This window comes from Pseudomonas sp. OE 28.3 (genome assembly GCF_014268205.2).
Classification (GTDB): Bacteria; Pseudomonadota; Gammaproteobacteria; order Pseudomonadales; family Pseudomonadaceae; genus Aquipseudomonas; species Aquipseudomonas edaphica.
In genome coordinates, this window is sequence record NZ_CP077082.1 from 4,686,532 (window position 1) to 4,709,298 (window position 22,767).

Sequence of the window (22,767 nt, forward strand, 5' to 3'; positions counted from 1 at the left end):
CCGAAGGCGGTAAAAAAATTAAAGGAAAAAATCCATACGGAAATAGATCGGCGCTTCACGCTCTGTGATAGCGGCCGGTCGTTCCAAAGAGTGGGCAAAGGTCACGCTGGCGGCGACGTTTTTGCCACGGGCAAACAGCTCCACCGAGTTGCTGCTCATGCGCCCATGCTGCTCGGCGTTGTAACGGTCGCGGCTGATCACGCCCTGGTCATAACCGAGGCTGGCGCCGTATTCGCTGAGCACCGGTTGCAGCCAGGCCCAGGTCACCGGGCGGCTCCAGCGCAGGTCGTTGCGCCAGTAGCCGCCGCTGTCGCCGGACAGCATCTGGTCCTTGTAGCCACGGATCGACGACTGCCCACCCAGGCTCATGCGCTGCGGGCTGAACAGCACATCTTCGCTGTGCTGGCCGGTCATCAAACTGCTGAAGCTCAAGGACTCGCCCCACAGCTTGAACGGGTACAGGTAGCTGACGGTGGCCGTGTATTTGCGGTAGCGCGCATCGGCCTGGCCGTGGCGCGGGTTGTGATTGGCCTGGGCGTCAAAGGCACCGATGCCGTCTTGCATGCCGAGGTCGATGTTGAGAAATGAACTGCCGATACGTCGGCCGTGGTTGATGCCGAACTGGGCTTCGCTGAGGCGGTTGCTGCTCAGCGCCAGCTTGCTGTCTTCAATGAAGTTGTTGGTGCGCAGGTAGGCGACGCCGGTGCTCAGGGAGGTTTTGCTCAAGGCGTCGCGGTGAACGACACGCTCCAGGCGCAACTGGTGGCTCTGGCTGTCGCCGGTCTGCTTGAACTTGAAGTTGTTGGCCTCGGCCCGAGAGCGGTATTCGCTTTCGGTGTAGCTGTAGGTGAGGTTCCACCAGCCGAAGGGCAAGCTGTAGTTGAGCATCGAATTGCGCGAGGTTTTCTGGTGATCGCTAACCGCATCGTGGCCGCCACGCAACGAAAGTTGGTCGGCCAGGCCCAGCGGGTTGTCCCAGTCGAGGCTGGCGCCCCACTGTTGTTCGCCGGTGCTGCGCTGGCCGCCGTTGTGCCGCGACAGGCCGACACGCCAGGGCTTTTGCGGGGTGTTTTTGACCAGTACATCACTGCCGCCCACGGCCTTGCCCGGCGCCAGTTCCATCTGCGCCTGGTTCGAGGGCAAACGGTTTAGCTGATCGACCATCTGCTCGATTTCACGCAGGTTGAGCAACTCGCCTTGTTTGCCGGGAAAGCTCATCGCCAGTTGACGGTCGGTGATGCCGCTGCTTTCGGCGCCTTTCAGGCTTTCGAGTTTGCCCTCGACTACCTGGATTTTGAGGTTGCCGCTGGAAAGGTCTTGCTGTGGCAGATAAGCGCGGCTAGTGACCAGGCCCTTGGCCAGGTAGCGGTCGGTGATGACCTTGAGCACTTCGTTGAGCTGCGGCACGCCGAGGCATTGGCCGATGTAAGGTTTGATCAGCGCGTTGCGCTCGTCTACGGACAGGGCGTCGGCGCCTGCGAGCTCGATGGTTTTGATCGGGAAGCAACGGGTGTCGGCAGGCGTCGCCGGAGCTGCAGGGGCGGCGGATTTACCGGGCAGATCCTTGAGTTCTTCGAGGCGCCGCTGCTGCTCTTCGAGCAGGCGGTCCTGACGGTCGCGGATCAGGTCGGTGATGCCGGGGGTGCTCTGCGGGGGCGCGGCGTGCGCTAATCCGGCGGTGCCCAGGCAGAAAAAAACGGACAGCAGGCAAAACCTGGTCCGGCGTTCCAAACGCCACATGTCTAGATCCCTCTACATAGCGTTGTGCTATCAATGGGCGGCGATTCTAGGATGGCACTTTGATGGCGTCAATAAAATGTACAAATTTGTTTCAAAAGTGAAACAAATCAGGTTCAGCTTGAAAGTTATGTTTTTTTAAAATCATGCACTTAACAAAAATTTCAAAAAATCCAAGGCAAAAAAAAGCCTGCATCTCTGCAGGCTTTTCTCTATCTGGCTCCACGACCTGGACTCGAACCAGGGACCCAATGATTAACAGTCATTTGCTCTACCAACTGAGCTATCGCGGAATGCGCCGTATGTTACTGATTAAAAAGAAGAAGTCAAGCATTGAGGAGCATTTTGACGAATTCCTGCAAATTACGGCCGCAGCCCGCTACACCGGGCTGGCCATTTCCTTGGCCAGATCCAGCCACGCACGCGCCGCCGGCGGCAGGTGTGCGCTGGCCCGCCAGGCCAGGGCGATATGCCAGTCGGTGTGTGGTTCGTCCAACGCAATCAAGGCGATACCCGCGTGTTGATGTTTGAGCGCGAGCATGCGCGGCAGAAACGCAACGCCCAGCCCGGCTGAGACCAGGTCAACGATAAAGTCGATTTGCCCGCTGCGCGCGGTCACTCGGGGCGTGACGCCTTTGCGCTCACACGCGGCGAGAATCTTGGCGTTCAGGGCAAAGCCGGCTTCGAACAAGATGAACGGTGAATCGGCCAGGTCGGTGAAGTCGATGTGTTTGCGCTGGGCCAGTGGGTGGCTGATGGGCAATACCGCCATCAGTGGTTCATTGCGCACTGGCTGGTAGTCGAAGGCTTCGTCCACCGGCAACAGCAACGCGGCAAGGTCGACCTCCCCGGCTTCCAGGCATTCGCGCAGTTTTTTGCTGCCGTATTCGGTGAGTTCGATCTCGATCTCCGGGTAGCGGCTGCGGTATGCCGCGAACATAGCGGCAAACAGCACGCCGCAGCCCACCGGCGGCAGGCCGATGCGCAGCACGCCGCGCTTGAGGCCGCGCAGGTCGTTGATCTCGGCCACCAGGTCGTTGTGCTCGGCGAGGAGTACCAGGGCGCGGCGGTAGGCAATTTCGCCGGCGGCCGTCAGCTCGTTACGGTGGCCCAGGCGATTGAGCAGCGGCGTGCCGAGCTCGTCTTCGAGGGTCTTGACCGCCTTGCTCACGGTGGATTGAGTCAGGGCCACCACCTCAGCCGCCTGGGAGAAACCGCCCTGGCGCACCACTTCGACAAAGGCCCGCACGGTTCTCAGGTTCATCGATATTCCTATAGCGACTGGGTATTAGTAATAAAAGTTGTTTTTATCATGCCAGCTTTTTGCTTATGGTGGTGCGACCCAGCTCTGTGGAGAACCCGTTCATGATCATCTCGTCCGCCGCCGACTACCGTGCAGCCGCCAAACGCAAGCTGCCGCGCTTTCTGTTCGATTACATCGACGGCGGCGCCTACGCCGAGCACACCCTGCGCGCCAACAGTTCGGACCTGGCCGAGATCAGCCTGCGCCAGCGCATCCTGCGCAATGTCGACAACCTGAGCCTCAAGACCACGCTGTTCGGCCAGGAGCTGGCCATGCCAGTGATTCTCAGCCCCGTGGGCCTGACCGGCATGTACGCGCGACGTGGTGAGGTGCAGGCGGCCAAGGCGGCGGCCAACAAGGGCATCCCGTTCTGCCTGTCGACGGTGTCGGTGTGCCCGATTGAAGAGGTGGCGTCGCAAAGCCCGCAGTCGATCTGGTTCCAGCTCTATGTGCTCAAGGACCGCGGCTTTATGCGCAATGCGCTGGAGCGCGCCCAGGCCGCAGGGGTGACCACGCTGGTGTTTACCGTCGATATGCCCACACCCGGCGCGCGTTACCGTGATGCGCATTCGGGCATGTCCGGGCCGTATGCGGCGCAGCGCCGGATGCTGCAGGCGGTGTGCAAGCCGCAATGGGCCTTCGATGTGGGCCTGATGGGCCGCCCTCATGATCTGGGCAATATCTCCAAATACCTCGGCAAGCCCACCCACCTGGAAGACTACATCGGCTGGCTGGCGAATAATTTCGACCCATCGATCAGTTGGAAAGACCTGGAGTGGATCCGTGAGTTCTGGAAAGGCCCGATGATCATCAAGGGCATCCTTGACCCCCAGGATGCCAAGGACGCGGTGAGTTTCGGTGCCGACGGCATCGTGGTCTCCAACCACGGTGGGCGCCAGCTCGATGGTGTGTTGTCGACCGCCAAAGCCTTGCCGCCGATTGCCGAGGCCGTGGGCGATGATCTCACGGTGCTGGTGGACTCCGGCATTCGCTCCGGGCTCGACGTAGTACGCATGCTCGCCCTGGGCGCCAAGGGTTGCCTGCTGGGGCGTTCGACCGTGTATGCGCTGGCCGCCGCCGGCCAGTCCGGGGTGGAAAACCTGCTGGATATCTTTGCCAAGGAGATGCGCGTGGCCATGACCTTGACCGGCGTCACCTCGATTGACCAGATTGACCACTCCACCTTGGTTCAAACAGCCAAATAACTGACGTCACTGCACAACGACTGTGTTGAGTTTTTTAAAACAGTCGTTGATTTATAAGGCGTTTTTGTAAGTTAAACAAAGTGGCATGAATCTCGCTCTAACCCCTTTCAAGCAGGTTAAGCGATGACAAGACGTGTGGCAGGGCCCAGGGGTTATAACCCATGGCAAAGCGGTTTAAACTGTTTCCAATGTTTTACGGAACTGAAGGAACAGTAAGACGCTTGGCATTTGCCGCTCTCGTGCAGCCTGTAAGACAGTTAAGTGCTTAGAGGCCGTCAGCTTATGAAATCACCGACCCAGACCAACGCAATTGACTTCGACAGTGCCAAATTGCAACGCCTGGGGTTTGGTCAGCCGTCCCTGCTTCCACGTCGCCCCACCACACTTGCGCAACTTCGTCAGCAACTGAACCAGCAGTTGCAAACCAGCCTTGAGCCGGAGCGCATTCTCGCGCTGTTCTTTCGCGAAGTTCAGCGGCTGGTGCCGTTGGACGCGCTGCAATATCGCCATGAGGCCAGCGACTTGCGCCTGGAGTTTGGCCATCGCGGGCATCACTCGGTGAGCTACACCTTGAGCCATGAAGGCGAGCATCTGGGCGAGTTGATATTCCGGCGCAACCAGCGTTTGCTGGACGACGAGTTGGCGCAACTTGAGTCACTGCTGTCGACGTTGCTGTACCCGATGCGTAACGCCCTGCTCTACCGCGCCGCCACCCGCAGCGCCCTGCGTGACCCGCTGACCGAAACCGGCAACCGCATTGCGATGGACCAGACGCTGCAACGGGAAATCGACATGGCCCGGCGGCACCTGAGCCCGCTGTCTTTGTTGATGCTGGACATTGACCATTTCAAGAAAATCAACGACACCCACGGCCATGCAGCGGGCGACATCGTATTGCGCGCTGTCGCCGACTCGATCAAAAGCCAGTTGCGCAATGTGGACATGGTGTTTCGCTTTGGCGGGGAAGAGTTTCTGATCCTGCTGTCGAACACCGGCCGGGACGCGGCAGGTATGGTCGGCGAACGCCTGCGTCGGGCGGCAGAGGCTCAGGACTATTGGGCCGATGGCAAGCGAATTGAACTGACGGTGAGCCTGGGTTGCTCGACCCTGTTGGCCGCCGAGTCGGCAGAAAGCCTGTTGCGGCGGGCCGATAACGCCCTGTACGTGGCCAAGCGCGAAGGCCGCAACCGCTTGGCAATGGCGGGGTAAAACCCCGCCATCACGCTTACATCACGCCTCGCTGGCGGCGCGAACCTGACGTTCACGAACAACTGCTGGGGCCTTTGCTTTTTCGTTCTCCAACCGCATGCAACTTTCCAAAAACAGGTACATGTAGTCGTAGCTCTTGCACACCGCCTGACGCAGTTCTACCTGCAAGGCTTTGCTCGGGTTCATCCCGGCCAGGGTGCAGATGATTTCCAGGGCTTCCCAAGGATGGGCATCGTCGTATTGCGCGTGCATCTTCAACCACTTCATGGCGCGTTTACGGTCTTCTTCAGGGAAGGCGGCCGCATACACGCCGGTCGAACACACCACGGCAGACCACTCCCCAGTCGCCCCCTCAATCGCGTAGTTGGTCGCGGCAATCGCCACGATCAACGAATCGGCCGAGCTGGTGTGCCAGCACCAGTGACTCAGTGCGTGCAACTCCGGTGGTACGTTCTGCGCTTGCAACTCTTCCAGGCTTACACCGTGGGCGCGCGCCCAGTGCACCCAATAGTCGGCGTGGTTGAGTTCCACGCGAATATTGCGCATCAGCCACCGGCGCGCCATATCCTCCCCAGGATGACGGGCAAACTTGGTCTTGGTGAGGTTCTGTGCCATGTACAAGGCAAACTGTTCAACCACTGGCCAGCCACCGATCAGGTAGTGGCGCATGGTCTTGGCGCTGAGCGTGTTATCACGCATGCGCTGGTACAGTTCGTGTTCGACAACCCGGCGCTTGCTCTCGCTACAGTCCTGGATCAGTTGTTGCGCCCAGGCTGGGTAACTCGAGGCTTCCATAAGCGGGCCGGTTCGGTTGAAGGTGTCGATCACTGTAGGGCTCCTTTTCTAGTGTGATTGTACAGACCGTCGAATGCTTCAGCGGAATGTGCCGGGCGCCTTTAGCAACAGTGGCTGCGGCCGCACGGGTCGGCACTGCAGACTATCAAAGGTAAACAATTGCGGACGTTCGATCAGGTAGCCCTGAGCATAATCCACACCGATCTCAAGTAAAGCTTGCTCGATCAGCGGTGTTTCAACAAATTCGGCAATTGTGCGCTTACCCATGACGTGGCCGATGTGGTTGATCACTTCGACCATGGCACGGTTAATCGGGTCGTCCAGCATATCCTTTACGAAACTCCCGTCGATCTTCAGGAAGTCTACAGGTAAATGTTTAAGATAAGCGAACGAGGACATTCCGGCACAAAAGTCATCAAGTGAAAAATGGCAACCTAAGGCCTTGAGTTCATTAATAAAGCGGATTGCACTGCCCAAATTGGCAATAGCGCTGGTCTCTGTTATTTCAAAACAAATCATTTCCGGCGGAATGCTGTAAGCCTCGAATTTCTCACGTAAAAACCCGAGAAAATCATCATCGCCAATAGTTATGCCTGACAGATTAATCGCACACATAGCCATAGGACGGCCTGCACGCTCTTGCATACAACGGGCGATAATCTTAAAGACGTTTTCCACCACCCAACGATCCAGCGAAGTCATCAAACCGTAACGTTCGGCAGCCGGAATAAAACTGTCCGGCAAGATGATCCGACCCGCCTCGTCGTGCAGGCGCAGGAGGATCTCAATATGACCATTACCACCATCGGTATGGCCCAACGGCGAGATTTCCTGGGCGTAGAGGCAAAAACGATCTTCCTCCAGGGCCATGTGCAGGCGTTGTACCCAGGCCATTTCGCCAAAACGCATGGACAATTCCGAATCATCGGCATGGTAGACCTGCACCCGGTTACGGCCCTTTTCCTTGGCCATATAACAGGCCATATCAGCGGCGCGCAGCGAAGTTTCCAGGGTGGTCGGCGATTGCGAGATATGCACCAGACCAATGCTCACGGTGGTCATGAACGGCCGGCCCTTCCACACAAAATGCAGGCTTTGCACGGTATGGCGCAGGCTTTCAGCGATCTTTTCCGCCACCGCTGCCGGGCAGTTCTCCAACAGGATGCCGAATTCATCGCCGCCCAGGCGCGCCAGGGTGTCGCCTTCGCGCAGGTCCGATTGCAGCAACGCACAGATATGCCGCAGCAGCTCATCGCCCGCCGCATGCCCGCAGGTGTCGTTGACCAGCTTGAACTGGTCGAGGTCGAGGAACATCAAGGCATGCCGCCCGCTCTGCTGGCGCGCTACCTGTTGCAGCACCTGCTCCAGCCGGAACTCGAATTCGCGGCGGTTGGCCAGGCCAGTCAAGGCATCGTGGGTCGCCTGCCACGACAGGTTGGCGATGTACTGGCGCTCCTGGGTCATGTCGTGCAACACCAGCACCGCGCCGCTGACCTTGCCGGCGTTGCGGATCGGGGCACCTACCAGGGTGACTGACACCGTGCTGCCGTCCACGCGCTGGATCAGCTTGGAATGCTCGCTGCCACCGCTGAGTTCACCCTTGATAATGTGTTCAATCAGGGCGAAGCCATCGGGCTCGGCGTTCTCATCAAGCAGGTTGAACAACGCCGCCAGCGGCAACCCTTGGGCCTGCGCGTTCTTCCAATGGGTCAGCGCCTCGGCCGCCGGGTTCATGTAGGCAATGGCGCCGTCGACATCCGTGGTGATCACGCCGTCGCCAATCGACTCCAGGGTGATCTGCGCCCGCTCCTTCTCGGCTTGCAACGCGGTGGCGAAGGCGTGGCGCTGGGTCAGCAGTTTGTGGGTACGCAGCAGTGCCAGCACGATCAACCCCAGGGCGGTGGCCAGGTTGGTGATCAGCAACAGGCGCAGGATCATCCGCGAACCTTCGCCCAAGGCATCGCTGAAGGCCTTGGCGGCTGGCGTCACGCCGTCGTTGATGGCGATGATGCGCGTCTTCCAGTCAGCAATGTCGCCAGGGCTGACCTGATCACTGCGGATCGCCCGGTGCATCGCTTGGGCCAGGTCATCCAGTTGCACCAGGTAACCATCGCCCACGGTCCACAGCTCGATGGCTTTTTCCAGGTAGCTGAAATGGCGAAAATTGAGGTACAGCCAGATCAGACTGGACACGTCATCAGGGTGGTTGCCGCCCTTGAGGATGCCCAGGCGCGCGGCCGCAAGGTCGGGCGTGGGACGGTCCAGCGCGACGCGCAGCTCATGGCCGCCCTGGGGCACCGCGATGGCTTGCCGGTATTTGAGGAACGTCGCTTCGTCGCGGTTATCGGCGTAAAGGCTCAGATAGTAGATGGCGTCTTTCTGGCCCTTGGACCACAAGCTCTCGCCTGCTACATAGCCGCGCACCGCTGACAGCATGTAGAGGCTGACGCAGCCCAGCAATGCCTGGAACAGCACGACGGCGATAAAGGGCCAGACAATGCCCAACAACCGAGGCTTGCTTAACGTCGCTGCGAGAGTACGCTTTTGCTTCATGAGATCCCTTGCACATGCACTGCTTGATACGCACGCGAGAATCCGCTCTCGATAGCTCAGCCAAATCAACGCACTTGTTGCAGATGCCCGTAGAGCTTGGCGTATAACCCTCCATCGGCAATCAACTGCTGATGGTCGCCATCTTCGGCGATATGCCCGCCATCAAACACCAGTACCCGGTCGGCCTGTTTCACCGCAGAAAGCCTGTGGGCGATGATCAGTGTAGTACGCCCACTGAGAAACCGCGCCAGCGCCTGGTGCAGGTTGTACTCGGTGGCTGCGTCCAGGGCCGAGGTGGCCTCGTCCAGTATTACCACTTTGGGCTCGGCCAGCACCATGCGTGCAATCGCCAGGCGTTGGCGTTGCCCACCGGAAAAGCGCACCCCCGAGCGCCCCACCACACTGTCCAGGCCCAAGGGCAGTGCCTTGACGGTAGCATCCAACTGGGCGATTTCCAGTGCCTGCCAACAGGCTTGGTCACTGCGGGCGCGGCCCATGGTCAAGTTGGCGCGCACGGTGTCGTTGAACAGCGCCGGGTGTTGCAGCACCACTGCGACGTTTTCGCGGATGGTCGCCAGGCCGATTTCCTGTTGGGTAGCACCGCCGAAACGGATACTGCCCGCTTGTGGGGTATAGAGCCCCAACAGCAGTTGCACCAGGGTACTTTTGCCGCCGCCGCTGGCGCCGACAATCGCGACCTTCTCGCCGGGTGCGATAGCCAGGTTCAACTGGTTGAGTACCAACTCTTCGCCATAGCCGAAGTTGAGGCCGCGCACCTCGATGCCGACGGTCTCACGCCCGGTGAACGGGTCTTCGCCGCCGGCATATTGCGGCTCGTCGGCCCGCGCCAGCAGCTCGTTGATCCGCGTCAGCGCACCACCCGCCGCGTAGTAGGCATATTGCAGGTTCAGCAGCTGCTCCACCGGGCCGATCATGAACCACAGGTAGCTGAACACAGCGAGCATCTGGCCGATGGACAGGTCGGAAAACAACACCGTGAGCATCGCCGCCGCGCGGAAGATGTCGATGCCGAACTGGAACAACAAGCCACTGGCGCGGCTGGAGGCATCGGTTTTCCATTGCGAATGGATCGCGTAGTCGCGCACTTCCTTGGCGCGCTGGCCCAGGCGCCCGAGGAAAAAGCCTTGGCGATTGCCGGCGCGCACTTCCTGGATGGCGTCGAGGGTTTCGGTCAGCGCCTGGGTGAAGCGCGAAGTGCTGTCGTTCTCGAGCTTCTTCAGGTGTTTGACGCGTTTGCCCAACTGCACCGTAGCGTAGATCACCAAGGGGTTGAACAGCAGGATCAACAGTGCCAGTTGCCAATGCATCCACACCAGAATCGCCGAGGTACCGACCAGCGTGAGCATGGCCACCAGGAAGCGGCTGAGAGTCTCGCCGACAAACTTGTCCAGGGTGTCCAGGTCGGTGACCAGATGCGTGGTCACCGTGCCACTGCCCAGGCTTTCGTATTCGCCCAGGGAAATCCGCTTGAGCCGTTCGATCAGGCGCACGCGGATGCGGTACACAATGTCCTTGGCCAGCCGCGCAAACAGCCGCGCCTGCACCACGTTAAACACCAGCGCACCGCAGCGCAGGCATAAGGTCACCAACAGCATCAGGCCGATATAACCGGCTGCCTTCTGCCAACCCAGTGGCAACGCGTGGTTCATCACCTTGAGCGCAGCATCGCCGTGGCCCAGCAGCACTTCGTCCACCAGCAACGGCAACAGCAAAGGGATGGGCACGCTGCACAGGGTCGCCAGCACGGCAACGCCATTGGCGATCCACAGGGATTTCTTGTGACGCAGGGCCAGGCGGCGAACTTCCGCCCAAGTCAGTCGGTCGGTGCGTTTGGGCTCATCCTGCACAGGTGGCACGCTCCAGCCATCGGGCGAGCAAGGGCGACAGCTCGGACAACGGCTGATAACCGTTGGTCAGCAACGCCAGCTGGCCATTACGCTCGGCCAGCAGCGTCGGGAAACCGGCGATGCCCAAGTCCTGCACCCAGGTAAAGTCAGCCGCCGTCGCCGCATGTTGCTCGGCGCGGTCGAAAGCGCCGGCAAACTCGATGCGCGGAATGCCCGCCTGCTCGGCCAGTTCCACCAGCACGCTGGCAAGGGTCACATCGCGGCCCTCGACATAAAACGCACGCTGGATCAGCCCCAGCAGTGTCCAGGCGCAATCGGGCGCCAGGCTGCGCGCGGTGACGATGGCGCGGCACGCAGGCTCGGTGTCATAGACAAACCCGTCGGGCAACGCGCCTTCGCGCTTGAACGGCTGGCCGGTGGCGTCGGTAACGGCCTGCCAGTGCTCAAGGATATAGCGCCGCGTAGTCGGCTCGAGTGCCGCGCCGCTGCCGGTGCGCAAACCGCCCACCACCAGGTGCACATCCACGCCGGCCACCTGGGCCTGCTCAACCAGCGCCTGCGCCACCGGGGCAAAGCCCCAGCACCAGGAACACATCGGGTCCATCACATAGAGCAGGCGCGCGGGCATGGGTCAGGCCTCGGAAGGGGTTTGCTTGTAGTTGAAGCCAATCGGGTGCGGCATGTTGCGGGCCTTGGCCAGTTCGATCTGCTTTTGCCGGTCGATGGCGCTGCGACGGGTCTTCTCCGGCAGCTTATCCCAGCAATGCGGGCAACTGATGCCAGCCACATAATGCTCGGACGCGCGGTCTTCTACGCTGACCGGTGTGCGACAGGCATGACATTGATCGTAGTCGCCTTCGCTCAGGTCGTGACGCACGGTCACGCGATTGTCGAACACAAAGCAGTCGCCCTGCCATTTGGTTTCTGCCTGCGGCACCTCTTCGAGGTACTTCAGAATCCCGCCTTTAAGGTGGTAAACCTCGTCGAAACCTTCGCTGAGCATGTAGCTGGAAGCCTTCTCGCAACGAATGCCGCCGGTGCAGAACATCGCGACTTTCTTGTGCCTGGCCGGGTCGAAGTTGGCTTTGATATAGTCAGGAAATTCGCGAAAACTGGTGGTTTTCGGGTCGATTGCGCCTTCAAAGGTGCCGATCGACACTTCGTAGTCGTTGCGCGTGTCGATCAACAGCACTTCAGGGTCGCTGATCAACGCGTTCCAGTCCTGCGGGTCGACGTAGGTGCCGACCTTTTTGTTCGGGTCAACGCCTTCGACGCCCAGGGTCACGATCTCTTTCTTGAGCTTGACCTTGGTGCGGTAGAACGGCTGATCGTCGCAGTACGACTCTTTGTGGTCGATGTCGTCCATGCGTGGGTCGTTCTTGAGCCAGGCCATAAGACCATCAATGCCTTCACGGCTGCCGGAAACGGTGCCGTTGATGCCTTCTTCGGCGATCAGCAAGGTGCCTTTGATGCCGTTATCGACCATTGCCTGCAGCAGTGGCTCGCGCAGGGCGACGTAATCTTCGAGGGTGACGAACTTATACAGTGCCGCCACGACAATCGGTTGAGTCATGGGTGTTCTCTCCAGGTGGCTACCCTCGTAAGGGGTGAACCGGATGCAAAAAAAAACGCGCCGGCTAAGCGGCGCGTTGCGGATTCTAACAAAATTGGCGACGTTTATGGGCCGCCTCTTTACTGTGGCGAGGGAGCTTGCTCCCGCTGGGCTGCGAAGCGGCCCCGATAAGGCGATTGTGACCTTTCACAAAGATCGCAGTGATGGGCATCAGGGCTGCTGCGCAGCCCAACGGGAGCAAGCTCCCTCGCCACATAACGCCCATGCGCCACAGTGTCAGTGCCCGCCGGCGCAGGTCGGCGAGGCCGGGGCTGCGTCGATTTTCGCCCATTCGTCAGGCGTGTAGGTATGCAGCGCCAACGCATGGAATTCGCTCATCAGGTCAGCCAGGGTGGCATAGACCTTCTGATGGCGCTTGACGCGGTTGAGCCCCTCGAACTGCTGGCTGACCAGCACGGCCTTGAAGTGGGTCTGCAACCCACGGCTGTGCATATGGCTTTCATCCAGCACGCTCAAGTATTCCGGGCTCAGGGCGACGAGTGCCGATTCGATACGCTGTTGCATAGTCATTCCTGTTTACTTCTTCTTGACCGGCGCCGGGGCTTTTGGCGTCAGCTCGTTGGTCATGTCTTCGAGCAGCTTGTTCACCACAGGTACCGCGCTTTCCAGCTTGGCCTGGGTCATCTGGGCCGATTGCTGGGTCAGTTGCGGCATTTTTTCCAGGACTTTCTTGCCCAGCGGCGACTGGTAGAAGGCTACCAGGTCCTTGAGCTCGGATTCGCTGAAGTTGGTGGTGTAGAGCTTGACCATGTCCGGCTTCAGCTTCGGCCAGCCGATGGCCTGGTCCAGCGCAGCATTGGCCTTGGCCTGGTAGCTGTCGAGTACGGACTGCTTGGCGGCAGGTGCCTTGGTCTGGGCGAAACGCTGGGCAAACATTTGCTGCACTTGCATGTACACCGGGGTACCCAGCTTGTCAGCGTGGGCCAGGGTCAGGAAGGCTTCGGCACTGGCGTTATGGCTGGCGGTATCGGCAAAAACCTGGCCGCTGGCGCAAACCAGAGCAACCGCGGTACAGATGGCACGAAGACGAGTCATCGAGTTTCCTTTCTAGCAGGCGAGGTAAGACCCCAAGGGCGACCATTCTGCGCCTAAAAAACCTTGCGGCTCAACCCCAGGCCTTGTTCAGCCTGGTTTTGCGGGGGCACGGGGCTGGGATCTGCCTTTCTATGCGAGCCGGCTTGTCGAATCGTCGCACCGCTGCGATGCAAGCACCGCGGTTTATCAGTGACAACCCGTTGACGCCATCACAGGCGGCCTGAACCGCATGGGAATACCCTCGATGAAAAGTCTTTTATGGAACCCCACCAACGGATCACAGCCTAAACTGCGCAAACGAACCTGAAGGAGTGTGCCCGATGAGCCGTATCGAAACCGACAGCCTGGGAGACGTCCAAGTCCCGGATGACGCTTACTGGGGCGCCCAGACCCAACGCTCGCTGGTGAACTTCGCCATCGGCGAGCAACGCATGCCGCTGGCGGTGTTGCACGCGCTGGCCCTGATCAAGAAAGCCGCAGCACGGGTCAACGACCGCAACGGCGACTTGCCCGCCGACATCGCCCGCCTGATCGAACAGGCCGCCGATGAAGTGCTCGATGGCCAGCACGACGACCAGTTCCCGCTGGTGGTATGGCAGACCGGCAGCGGCACCCAAAGCAATATGAACGCCAATGAAGTGATCGCCGGCCGCGCCAACGAGCTGTCGGGCAAGGCCCGTGGCGGCAAAAGCCCGGTGCATCCCAATGACCATGTGAACCGCTCGCAAAGCTCCAACGACTGCTTTCCCACGGCCATGAGCATTGCGGCGGTGCAGGCGGTTCATCAACGCCTGTTCCCGGCGATCGCCACGCTTTCTGGCGGTTTGGCCGAGCTGGCTGCACGCCATATGAAACTGGTGAAAACCGGCCGCACCCATATGATGGATGCCACGCCGATCACCTTCGGCCAGGAAGTCTCGGCCTTTATCGCCCAACTCGACTACGCCGAGCGCGCCATCCGTAGCGCCCTGCCCGCTGTGTGCGAGCTGGCCCAGGGCGGCACCGCCGTGGGCACCGGGCTCAATTCGCCGCATGGCTTTGGTGAGGCGATCGCCTCCGAGCTGGCGGCCTTGTCCGGCTTGCCGTTCGTTACCGCCCCCAACAAGTTCGCCGCCCTCTCCGGCCATGAACCGCTGGTCACCCTGCACGGCGCACTGAAGACCCTGGCGGTGGCGCTGATGAAGCTCGCCAACGACCTGCGCCTGCTGGGTTCCGGCCCACGCGCAGGCCTGGCTGAGGTCAAGCTGCCGGCCAATGAGCCGGGCAGCTCGATCATGCCCGGCAAGGTCAACCCCACCCAGTGCGAAGCGCTGTCGATGCTGGCCTGCCAAGTGCTGGGCAATGACGTGACCATCGGCATCGCCGCCAGTCAAGGGCACTTGCAGCTGAACGTGTACAAGCCGGTGATCATCCACAACCTGCTCGAATCGATCCGCCTGCTGGCCGACGGCTGCAACAACTTCCAGGAGCACTGCATCGCAGGCCTTGAGCCGGATGCCGAGCAAATGGCCGAGCACCTGGAGCGCGGCTTGATGCTGGTCACGGCGCTCAACCCGCATATCGGCTACGACAAGTCGGCGCAGATTGCCAAGAAGGCGTACGCCGAAGGCTTGACGCTACGCCAGGCGGCGCTGGACCTGGGTTATCTGACTGATGAAGAGTTCGATCAGTGGGTGCGCCCGGAGAACATGCTGGAAGCCGGCCACTGAGAGAACTGGCGACTCGGTGAGTCAGTTAAAGCTGGCTGGGGCTGCTGTGCAGCCCAACGCAGGGCAAGCCTGCTCGCCACAGTGAGAGTGTTCGTCCTTAATAAGGTATTAAGACGCCATACGCACCCGCCGGGCCTTGAGCCCGGCGAGCAGCGACGGCGCCAGTGCTACCGTCGCTGAACCCAGCATCACTACCAATGCCCCTATATAGCCCACGGCATTGATCTCTTCTGCCTGCACATAGTCCGGCCACAGCCACGCCGCCACCGCCACCGCCACAAAGGTCACCAACGGCGTCAGCGCCAGGGTCGCACTGACGCGCGAGGCCTCCCAATGCGCCAGTGCTTCGGCAAACGCACCATAGGCCACCAGCGTGTTCATGCAGCACGCGAGCAGCAACCAGCCTTGCAGCGGACTCAATTGCAACGCCTCCAGCGGATGTGCCCATGGCGTGAGCAACAGGGCGCACGACAAGTAGATCACCATCATCACCTGCAGCGAATTCCACACCGTCAGCAATTGCTTCTGGCCCAGGGCATAGAACACCCAGATGGTGGTAGCCAGCAGGATCGTCAACACGCCCGCCGTGTAGGTGCCCATGGAGGTCAGCAGCTCAGCCAGGCGCTGGTTGAAGAACAGACCAAAGCCCAAGATCAGCACCACCAGCCCCATGCCCTGCCCCAGGCTGAAACGCTCCTTGAACACGAACACACTGGCGATCATCAAAAAAATCGGCCCCATCTGCACCACCAATTGCGCGGTGCCGGGGCTGAGCATTTTCAGGCCCACCAGGTACAACACGTAGTTGCCCACCAAACCACACACGGCCATCGCCACCAGCCAGCCGCCCCTGGGACCAAGCACCTTGCGACTGGGCAAGCGTTTGCTCAGCGCCAGGTAGATAAACAGGCAACTGCCGGCCACCACCAGGCGAAACCAGGTGACGGTGATCGGGTCCATCACCTGCAATACTTGCTTGAGTTTGATCGGCAGAATGCCCCAGAGAAACGCAGTCAGCAGGGTCAGGCCAAAACCATAGACCCAGCGACCGGAAGAGATGTGCATGAGCGCCCCAAAATGCCAGAGGTGGAGGAGCTGGCATTCTAGGGCGAGGCGTTGTGCTTTGGGTATCGATCATTTGGGGGTCAGGGCACCCCCATCACCAACACACCACTGCCGCTGATGGCGCCAGGCGTCGGCAGTGAACCATTGCGCCGCACCAGCGAAAACGTCACATCATCGCCGCCCACACTGTTGGTGATACGGGTGAGGAATGAGCCGTTGACAGACACTGCAGCACCGCCGCGCAACAACGCCGTGCCCACATCGGGATTGCTCATGATCAGCAGGCGCGGGTCGAACGCGGAACGGGTGCCTTTGTAGGTAATGGTGATCGGTGTGTTGATCCCACCGTCGGGGCATGAGTAGGTCAGCCTGCGGTTACTGACGACGGAGGATGTCAACGGGTCGGAGCCTATGGCGCGTTGGTGGACGTCGCCGAAGTTGATCTCGATCGGGTTGTTATTGTTGATGGTGCAGGTGGAGGGCGAGACGGTGAAGTTGTTGGCCGCCGTGTAGGTCACCGTGAGCTGTGGCCGGGTGCCGTCGTAATTGTTCGAGCTGGTCAGGCGCAACAGGCCGAGGTTGTCGCCGATGCGAACATCGAACGGGTTGGACGGATAATTACGCAGCAGAATGTAGGGGGTGACATTGATCGGGTAAAACACCCCGTTGTTGGGAATCGTGGCTATTGCTATGCCACTGGGCACGGGCGTGTTGTAGAACGAGCCGTTGATGCGCAAACCGGTGCCTTCGCCGGCAAACTTTGGCCCGGGCGTCCACGCGGTACCCGCAGCACTCCCACTTGCCCAGAAGTCCGAATGCCAGGCGGGGCCGCCGCTGTAAGTGAAGCGACATTCCAACCTTGCCCCTTCCAACATGACCCGGGTGCGGTCTGCACTCAGGGTCACCGTGACCGGAACCTGCAGGTTGGGGTTGCCATTTTGCCAAGGCCCACCATTTACGCGACAGTCGACGGCATACGCGGTCGTCGTCATACCCGCCAGCACGATAAGCACTGCTGCTGCATAGAGTCGTTTCATGTTTATCTCTCGTTGCTCCTGTCTACCCGGATGCCACCAATTCATGTCTGGACTGACGGCTCGCCGCTAGGGGTAGTCCAACGTAAAAGTAGAGGTCACCGTATACGCACCGTGCCCTATGGTTTGATCCCTGATCGCGGTCGGCTCGCCCTGCACATAGGCTTTGAGCTCAATGACATTGTTGCCATCGCTCAACAGCTGTTTGTCGCTGACGGCATTCAAGGGCAAGGGCTTGTCGCTCAGGGTTTCTATGCCCACGCCAATCCCCGTGGCGCCACTGCCACCATCCAGCGCCAGCAAACCCGGAAGTTCGCGGTTTTCCGTACCGCCGAACATGATGGTCACCGAGTCGCCAATGGTGGTGTCACAGTCCTCCAGGTGCAGCTGGAAGCGCTTACCCACTGAACGCGTGTTGAGGTAGAGGTACTTGCTGGTCAGGTCCCAGAGTTCCAGGGTTATGGCCTCATCACCAGGACGGATGGTGCAGGCCTCTTCCACCAGGTTGCCCTTGAAGCTCAGGTTGTCCGCCGCATGCCCCATGGGGATCAGGCCTAAACCGAGCAGCACTGCCAGCCAGGCCTTATGCACAATTTCATATCGCATCAACTCAGCTCCTACTGGTATTCGGCCAACAATGTGGCCACTGCCGTAAACCGCGCCGGGGTCAGAACCGCGCCAGGCTGTTGCACCGGCACCACCTCCAAGGTCGGCGGGGACGACAGGTTGATGTCCATTGGCGTATTGAGTGGAAATGGCAGGCTGTTCTGGAAAACCCGAATGCCCAGCGCCGGCACGCTGGTCTGCACAGCAGCGCCGTCAAACGTGGTGGCGGTGCCGTTGACGCTTAGCTTCAACTCCCACGGCAGCGTATCGGTGCCACAGTTAATGGCGTAGCCGACGCCTTTGCGGTATTTCACCCCATCGACGCGCTTGACCCCGACGTCGCCAAAATCGACTTCAATGGTGTTGCCGCCGTCAATGGTGCAGGGCGGAGGTTCATTCAGCGTGCCGCTGAACGTCAGGTTGGCCGACACACCACTGCACAGGCCGATGGAGCACAGGGCGAGCAAGGCCAGCTGTGGCCAAACCTTCATTGATCGTTCCTCATAGAGATAGCCGTTATCGGTCGCCGTCATTGGTAATCGACCACCAGGGTCGCGGTGGCATCGAACGCCCCGCCGGTCAGCTGGCTGCCCGCACGCTTGACTGGCACCGCCTGCACCACAGGGAAATTGGGATAGGTAAAATTCACCCGGGTATTGAGCGGCCAGTCAGCGCCATTCACGAACAGCTTGACCCCAAGGTCGGGCTTGCGAGTGGAGAGCACGCGGCTGTCAAACGCTGCACCGGTGCCGTTGAGTGCCAGGGTCAACGCATTGCTGTAGGGGGAATCGCAGGTGACGGTATACGGCACATCGCGACGATAATTGACCCCGTCCACCCGTGACGTCTGCAGGTCGTTGCCAAACGGTACATCCAACGTATTGCCGCTGTTAATCACACATGGCGGCGGTGCAATGATGACCGCGCGAATCGTCAAACTGGTCTGTGCCTGCACGCCTTGGCTGACAGCCAACAGCAGGCTGCCAGCGATCAGAATGGCCCACGGGCCGATTGAGTTAGCCATCGCTCTGCCCTTACTCATAGTTGAGCCTGAATTCCACCACGGCCCTGAAAGCCCCACTGCTCAACGGCGCCGAGGTGCGCGTAGGCCGAACATTCCAGGTCTGGGTATTGCGGCCCACGGGCAGAATCAACGGTTCGCCCTTTGAGCCCAGCTGTACATCCCGGCCAAGGGGATCGGTCAATTGCAGGCCCATCCCGGTGATGCCCTGGACTTTGACCAACCGTGGATCATCGGCGTCGGCCGGCGCGACAAACGCCACCGACAACACAGGTTGGTAAGCACTCCATGTCAGGTTGCCCGTGCGTTCGTTGCGCACGCGACCGGCGGTGCGCATACAGTCGGTAAAACGCAGTTGAAAAGCCTTGGCGGGCGCCTGATCACCAGGCCGTTGCAAATGGCTGGTCGACACCGCGTCCAGGTCCACCGTCTGGTGCAATGAGGTCATATCCAGACTGCAAGGCGACTCATTCATGGCCCCGAGGACATTCAACATTCCGCTCATCCCTTCGATATCTTCGTCATCGTCGGCGGCGTGCGCGCCCATCGCCAAGACCCATAACAGGCAGCCCAAGACCTTCACACTTTGCGACTTCATGATGTTCTCCAGCAGCATTACTCATTTCGGCGCTGAGGCCTGCGCGTTGACCTGGCACGTATTGCCATTGCAGGTGAACGCCAGGAGTGGACGGCCGCCGTAATCATTCACATAGGCCAGATAAGGTGACGTACCCAGTGCCTTGGCACTGGGGCCCAGGGTCAGCGCGTCCTTGGGGGGAACCATCACCGGTGCAAAGCCCGGCACGGTTTTACCGTCTTTGCTGGCACGTGCATCCACCAGGGTCACGTAGTACGGCGTCGGGTTATGGACCCGGTAGTGGTCGCCTTCGCGGGTCAGGGTCAGTTTCTGCTGCCAGGGGTTGGACAGGTCTTGCTGGCTCGGCGCAATCGCATCCGGGCGGTAGAACAACTTGATGCGGGTTTGCAGGGCAATTTGCAGGGTGTTGGATTTATCACTGCGCGGCGGGATTTCTCGCAAGTTGAAGTAATAGACCGTCTCGCGGTCCTGCGGCAACGACTTGGCGGCCGGCAGCGCCTGGACTTTCACCTGGCTTTGTTTGCCGGGTTCCAGGCGCTGCACCGGCGGCAGCACGATCAAGGGTGAGTTGATTTTTTTACCGGTTTCATCCTCGATCCAACCCTGGGCCAGGTACGGCAGCTGAGTATTGTTGTTGGTGATGTTCACGCTGGTGGCATCTTTGCCGCCATCGAAAATCACCCGGGTACGATCCAGGCCAACCGCGGCGCTGGCGCCCTGGCTCAAGCCTAGGGCCAGCAGCGCGAACGCTGGGAAGGTGAGGCGCATATCAAGCTTCATGAGGCTGTGTTCTCCGTGTCGGTAAGCTCCCCGGTCAGCGTGGCTGGCTCGGGCAGGGATGGGGCAGCGGCAACTCTCTGGCAGCGCAGCTGCAGGGCGTGCGTCAAGCCATCGACGGGCAGAACGGTGGGGAGCGTGAGGATGCATTGCTCGTTGCCGCCCCAACTGACGACCATCTGCTCGCCGGCCTGCAGGCCGCTGAGGTAGACATTGCCGCCGTCATTCACAATGCCGGTGTCCTGTTGCTTGAGGTTCTTCACCGTGGCGCCAAAGGGCGGCGAACTGCCATCCGGCAGGCGCAGAATCGCCATGGCTTTTTCACCGGCAATCACGCTCAGCGAGCGATAACCAATCGCCCCTTCGGTGAGCGTCAACTGCGTGACCGATTGAGTGGCTTCGACCGTGCTCGGCAAGCGCTCCAGGTCCACGCTGGCTGCCGTACGCTGATAGCTGCTGATATCGGAAATAACCGCTTTGCCAAAGGCATTGCTACGGGTCGGCGAGCCGTAACCGCGCACCGGCACGTCGGGTACACCGCCGGTGTCGAGCATCAGGCGCGTGCCGCCGGTACTGGTGGTACGGTGCAAGGCCGCGCCATATTGCGTGACCGTGCCACCGCCACGCGCCGACACACCCAGGCTGCTGTAGCCGCCCTCTTGCGTGCTGGCGCTGACGTCGATATCGGCCTGGTCGCCCATATGGCTCAAGTAACCGCTGGCGGACGAATCGCTGGCACTGAGCTGATAGCTGTTGCGCTCATCGAGACGATCGCTGTAGCGCGTCGCAAAGTTGTTCCTGCCGGCGGTGCGGCTGGCGTCCATCGACAATGTGCCGGTGCGCCCCAGCGGCAGGCTGACCGTGACGGCCATGCCGTTGTCTTTGTAGTTGTATTCCTGGGTGCGGTACATGTTCAGGGACAGGCTCATGTTCTTGACCGTGCCCACGTTGAAGTAGCGCGACAGCGACAGGTTCCAGCGCTGGGTGTCGGGCCTATCCCAGTAGGTTTGCTTGTTGTAGCTGGCGTATACGGTGGCGCCCAGGTCACGAAACTGCTTGTTGACCGTGACCGTATACAGCGCCTTGCTGCCACCAATCGGCTTCCAGCCCTCATTCGGGTCACGGTAATCACCACGCCCGCCGAGTTCACCGTTCAGCCCGTAATACCGGGCATCCAGGTATTCACTCATGCTCAAGAAGTTTTTCTCGGAGAACCGGTAACCGGCGAAGGTCACCTGGCTGTCGTACTGCTCAAAGTTCTTGGAGTATTGAAGGCGGTAGGATTTACCCGAGAGCGTCTCGTTCCACACCTCGGCGTGAGACTGCGTCACATCCAGCGAGACCGCGCCGAACGCCAGCAAGTCGCGCCCGGCCCCCACGGACAACGCCCGATAGTTGTTATCGGTCATGCCGCCGCCAAATAACGACCAGCCATTGCTGATGCCCCAGGAAAACTCCCCGGTGCCGAAAAAGTCGCCGTCACCGCCATGCTGAAGGTTGGACGGGCGCCCGGATGCCAGCTTGTAACGCACTTGCCCCGGGCGGGTAAGGTAAGGAACCCCGGCCGTATCCATCTGGAAGCTGTGGACCGAGCCGTCCTGTTCTTCCACCCGCACATCGAGCTTGCCCGTCACTGCATCCTGCAAGTCTTGAATACAAAAAGGCCCCGCCGCTACCAGGGTTTCGTAAAGCACGCGGCCCTGTTGGCTGATGATGACTTTGGCATTGGTCTTGGCCACCCCGACCACTTCCGGCGCATACCCACGCAGGTTGGGCGGTAACTGGCTTTCATCCGAGTTGAGCGCGGCACCGGTAAAGCGGAAGCTGTCGAACAGGTCCGAATACAGGTAGTTCTCGCCCACCACCAAACGTGCCTTCAGCGCAGGAATGGCGCGGTACGCGTAGTAGCGACTCCACTCCAGCTTTTGCGGCCCGGCCGCTTCCTGCCGGCCACGCTCGACGCGCCCCTGCCAATCGGCCCGCAACCGCCAGGCGCCGGCATTGGCGCCAACGGTGCCGTTGCCACTGAGGTTATTGCGGTTACCATCGCCGCGCTGGTAGTTGGACTGCGCCGTCAGACTGTAGTCAACCAACAACCCCGGCACCCCTTCGTCCCACCGCGAGGGCGGGTCCCAGTTGATGGCACTGTATTCGAGGTAGGCCTGGGGCAGATTGATGCTCAGCGTGGACGTGGCCAGGTCGCCACTGACCTCGGTGCCCGGCAAGCTTTGAACATCAAGGCATTCGCCGCCCTTCCACCAGGCAAGTTTGTCGGCATCCGCCGCTTTTAGACCCAACTGTTCCACCAGGCTGCGAGATAAACACGCCTGACTGCCTTTGGGATCATTATCGGGGTGATAGAACGCCACCGATTGTTCGGCAATTGGCTGGCCGTTGATGTGCACGACCATCGAGTACGTGCCGGGCAAAATAAACCCGCTGCGCGCAAATTGAGACAAGTCAATGTTGGTGCGATCAATCAAGTCAAGAACGTCGGTATTAAACTCGATATCCCCGGCACCCAATGCAGTTCCCGCCAGAGACATCAGCCCGCCAAACAGACTCGGGCGCAGCGTGTTTTTGATCTTCGCTGTATTCAACATGAAAGCCTGTCCATCA

General features: G+C 60.3%; 20 protein-coding genes and 1 tRNA gene. 3 read left to right on the forward strand and 18 right to left on the reverse strand.

Annotation, left to right across the window (positions count from 1 at the left end):
• Positions 1-18 precede the first annotated feature (18 nt).
• From HU759_RS20960 to HU759_RS20970, 3 genes are all read right to left on the reverse strand, one after another.
• Positions 19-1,740 carry a ShlB/FhaC/HecB family hemolysin secretion/activation protein gene (locus HU759_RS20960; RefSeq protein WP_186617781.1) on the reverse strand — a complete coding sequence of 574 codons (1,722 nt, stop codon included), beginning with the start codon at positions 1,738-1,740 and terminating at the stop codon, positions 19-21.
• Between the two features lie 214 nt (positions 1,741-1,954).
• Positions 1,955-2,030: transfer RNA gene (locus tag HU759_RS20965), tRNA-Asn, on the reverse strand.
• A gap of 86 nt (positions 2,031-2,116) precedes the next feature.
• A complete protein-coding gene (locus HU759_RS20970) occupies positions 2,117-3,001 on the reverse strand; it encodes a LysR family transcriptional regulator (protein WP_099548938.1) in 885 nt (294 codons plus the stop codon).
• Positions 3,002-3,102: 101 nt separating this feature from the next.
• On the opposite strand from HU759_RS20970, the gene lldD reads away from it, so the two are divergent.
• The gene (lldD, locus tag HU759_RS20975) at positions 3,103-4,245 is read left to right on the forward strand and encodes an FMN-dependent L-lactate dehydrogenase LldD (protein WP_017137790.1); all 1,143 of its coding nucleotides are present in this window, start codon (positions 3,103-3,105) and stop codon (positions 4,243-4,245) included.
• 282 nt (positions 4,246-4,527) lie between these two features.
• On the forward strand, positions 4,528-5,454 hold the full coding sequence (locus HU759_RS20980; RefSeq protein WP_017137791.1) for a GGDEF domain-containing protein: 927 nt from the start codon (positions 4,528-4,530) through the stop codon (positions 5,452-5,454).
• Positions 5,455-5,475: 21 nt separating this feature from the next.
• Here the strand turns inward: HU759_RS20980 and HU759_RS20985 are convergent, their stop codons facing one another.
• The 7 genes from HU759_RS20985 to HU759_RS21015 all read right to left on the reverse strand — a co-directional run bounded on the left by HU759_RS20985 (position 5,476) and on the right by HU759_RS21015 (position 13,338).
• Positions 5,476-6,282, reverse strand: coding sequence for an iron-containing redox enzyme family protein (locus HU759_RS20985; protein WP_017137792.1), 807 nt, complete (start codon positions 6,280-6,282; stop codon positions 5,476-5,478).
• A 45-nt stretch (positions 6,283-6,327) separates the two neighbouring features.
• A complete protein-coding gene (locus HU759_RS20990; RefSeq protein ID WP_186617780.1) occupies positions 6,328-8,802 on the reverse strand; it encodes an EAL domain-containing protein in 2,475 nt (824 codons plus the stop codon).
• Positions 8,803-8,867: 65 nt separating this feature from the next.
• Positions 8,868-10,670, reverse strand: coding sequence for an ABC transporter ATP-binding protein (locus tag HU759_RS20995; RefSeq protein WP_017137794.1), 1,803 nt, complete (start codon positions 10,668-10,670; stop codon positions 8,868-8,870).
• Positions 10,660-11,298 (reverse strand): DsbA family protein, encoded by a 639-nt coding sequence (locus HU759_RS21000; RefSeq protein ID WP_017137795.1) that lies wholly within the window; start codon positions 11,296-11,298, stop codon positions 10,660-10,662. The genes HU759_RS20995 and HU759_RS21000 overlap by 11 nt, the downstream gene beginning before the upstream one ends.
• A gap of 3 nt (positions 11,299-11,301) precedes the next feature.
• On the reverse strand, positions 11,302-12,243 hold the full coding sequence (locus HU759_RS21005; protein ID WP_017137796.1) for a rhodanese-related sulfurtransferase: 942 nt from the start codon (positions 12,241-12,243) through the stop codon (positions 11,302-11,304).
• Between the two features lie 276 nt (positions 12,244-12,519).
• The gene (locus HU759_RS21010) at positions 12,520-12,813 is read right to left on the reverse strand and encodes a BolA family protein (protein ID WP_099548936.1); all 294 of its coding nucleotides are present in this window, start codon (positions 12,811-12,813) and stop codon (positions 12,520-12,522) included.
• A 6-nt stretch (positions 12,814-12,819) separates the two neighbouring features.
• The gene (locus HU759_RS21015) at positions 12,820-13,338 is read right to left on the reverse strand and encodes a DUF2059 domain-containing protein (RefSeq protein WP_170037828.1); all 519 of its coding nucleotides are present in this window, start codon (positions 13,336-13,338) and stop codon (positions 12,820-12,822) included.
• A gap of 320 nt (positions 13,339-13,658) precedes the next feature.
• Here HU759_RS21015 and HU759_RS21020 point away from each other — a divergent pair, with 320 nt between their 5' ends.
• Positions 13,659-15,047: a class II fumarate hydratase gene (locus HU759_RS21020; RefSeq protein ID WP_017137799.1), complete on the forward strand. Its 1,389-nt coding sequence runs from the start codon at positions 13,659-13,661 to the stop codon at positions 15,045-15,047.
• A gap of 108 nt (positions 15,048-15,155) precedes the next feature.
• On the opposite strand, the gene HU759_RS21025 is transcribed toward HU759_RS21020, so the two are convergent.
• The 8 genes from HU759_RS21025 to HU759_RS21060 all read right to left on the reverse strand — a co-directional run bounded on the left by HU759_RS21025 (position 15,156) and on the right by HU759_RS21060 (position 22,751).
• On the reverse strand, positions 15,156-16,112 hold the full coding sequence (locus HU759_RS21025; RefSeq protein WP_169984776.1) for a DMT family transporter: 957 nt from the start codon (positions 16,110-16,112) through the stop codon (positions 15,156-15,158).
• Positions 16,113-16,192: 80 nt separating this feature from the next.
• Positions 16,193-17,149: a fimbrial protein gene (locus HU759_RS21030; RefSeq protein ID WP_138450433.1), complete on the reverse strand. Its 957-nt coding sequence runs from the start codon at positions 17,147-17,149 to the stop codon at positions 16,193-16,195.
• 66 nt (positions 17,150-17,215) lie between these two features.
• Positions 17,216-17,752, reverse strand: a complete 537-nt coding sequence (locus HU759_RS21035; protein ID WP_138450431.1) for a fimbrial protein — start codon at positions 17,750-17,752, stop codon at positions 17,216-17,218.
• A gap of 11 nt (positions 17,753-17,763) precedes the next feature.
• Positions 17,764-18,243, reverse strand: a complete 480-nt coding sequence (locus tag HU759_RS21040) for a fimbrial protein (RefSeq protein WP_186617778.1) — start codon at positions 18,241-18,243, stop codon at positions 17,764-17,766.
• Positions 18,244-18,281: 38 nt separating this feature from the next.
• Positions 18,282-18,776: a fimbrial protein gene (locus tag HU759_RS21045; protein WP_138450427.1), complete on the reverse strand. Its 495-nt coding sequence runs from the start codon at positions 18,774-18,776 to the stop codon at positions 18,282-18,284.
• A 10-nt stretch (positions 18,777-18,786) separates the two neighbouring features.
• Positions 18,787-19,371, reverse strand: coding sequence for a fimbrial protein (locus HU759_RS21050; RefSeq protein WP_026013763.1), 585 nt, complete (start codon positions 19,369-19,371; stop codon positions 18,787-18,789).
• Between the two features lie 21 nt (positions 19,372-19,392).
• Positions 19,393-20,151 carry a fimbria/pilus periplasmic chaperone gene (locus HU759_RS21055; RefSeq protein ID WP_099548932.1) on the reverse strand — a complete coding sequence of 253 codons (759 nt, stop codon included), beginning with the start codon at positions 20,149-20,151 and terminating at the stop codon, positions 19,393-19,395.
• On the reverse strand, positions 20,148-22,751 hold the full coding sequence (locus HU759_RS21060) for an outer membrane usher protein (protein ID WP_186617776.1): 2,604 nt from the start codon (positions 22,749-22,751) through the stop codon (positions 20,148-20,150). Before HU759_RS21060 ends, HU759_RS21055 begins: the two co-directional genes overlap by 4 nt.
• Positions 22,752-22,767 lie beyond the last annotated feature (16 nt).

Excerpts from the sequence above, each read along its gene's own strand:
- HU759_RS20960 (WP_186617781.1), bottom strand. The coding sequence starts at position 1,740 with ATGTGGCGTTTGGAACGCCGGACCAGGTTTTGCCTGCTGTCCGTTTTT.
- HU759_RS20970 (WP_099548938.1), bottom strand. The coding sequence starts at position 3,001 with ATGAACCTGAGAACCGTGCGGGCCTTTGTCGAAGTGGTGCGCCAGGGC.
- lldD (WP_017137790.1), top strand. The coding sequence starts at position 3,103 with ATGATCATCTCGTCCGCCGCCGACTACCGTGCAGCCGCCAAACGCAAG.
- HU759_RS20980 (WP_017137791.1), top strand. The coding sequence starts at position 4,528 with ATGAAATCACCGACCCAGACCAACGCAATTGACTTCGACAGTGCCAAA.
- HU759_RS20990 (WP_186617780.1), bottom strand. The coding sequence starts at position 8,802 with ATGAAGCAAAAGCGTACTCTCGCAGCGACGTTAAGCAAGCCTCGGTTG.
- HU759_RS21000 (WP_017137795.1), bottom strand. The coding sequence starts at position 11,298 with ATGCCCGCGCGCCTGCTCTATGTGATGGACCCGATGTGTTCCTGGTGC.
- HU759_RS21005 (WP_017137796.1), bottom strand. The coding sequence starts at position 12,243 with ATGACTCAACCGATTGTCGTGGCGGCACTGTATAAGTTCGTCACCCTC.
- HU759_RS21010 (WP_099548936.1), bottom strand. The coding sequence starts at position 12,813 with ATGACTATGCAACAGCGTATCGAATCGGCACTCGTCGCCCTGAGCCCG.
- HU759_RS21015 (WP_170037828.1), bottom strand. The coding sequence starts at position 13,338 with ATGACTCGTCTTCGTGCCATCTGTACCGCGGTTGCTCTGGTTTGCGCC.
- HU759_RS21020 (WP_017137799.1), top strand. The coding sequence starts at position 13,659 with ATGAGCCGTATCGAAACCGACAGCCTGGGAGACGTCCAAGTCCCGGAT.
- HU759_RS21025 (WP_169984776.1), bottom strand. The coding sequence starts at position 16,112 with ATGCACATCTCTTCCGGTCGCTGGGTCTATGGTTTTGGCCTGACCCTG.
- HU759_RS21030 (WP_138450433.1), bottom strand. The coding sequence starts at position 17,149 with ATGAAACGACTCTATGCAGCAGCAGTGCTTATCGTGCTGGCGGGTATG.
- HU759_RS21035 (WP_138450431.1), bottom strand. The coding sequence starts at position 17,752 with ATGCGATATGAAATTGTGCATAAGGCCTGGCTGGCAGTGCTGCTCGGT.
- HU759_RS21040 (WP_186617778.1), bottom strand. The coding sequence starts at position 18,243 with ATGAAGGTTTGGCCACAGCTGGCCTTGCTCGCCCTGTGCTCCATCGGC.
- HU759_RS21045 (WP_138450427.1), bottom strand. The coding sequence starts at position 18,776 with ATGGCTAACTCAATCGGCCCGTGGGCCATTCTGATCGCTGGCAGCCTG.
- HU759_RS21050 (WP_026013763.1), bottom strand. The coding sequence starts at position 19,371 with ATGAAGTCGCAAAGTGTGAAGGTCTTGGGCTGCCTGTTATGGGTCTTG.
- HU759_RS21055 (WP_099548932.1), bottom strand. The coding sequence starts at position 20,151 with ATGAAGCTTGATATGCGCCTCACCTTCCCAGCGTTCGCGCTGCTGGCC.
- HU759_RS21060 (WP_186617776.1), bottom strand. The coding sequence starts at position 22,751 with ATGTTGAATACAGCGAAGATCAAAAACACGCTGCGCCCGAGTCTGTTT.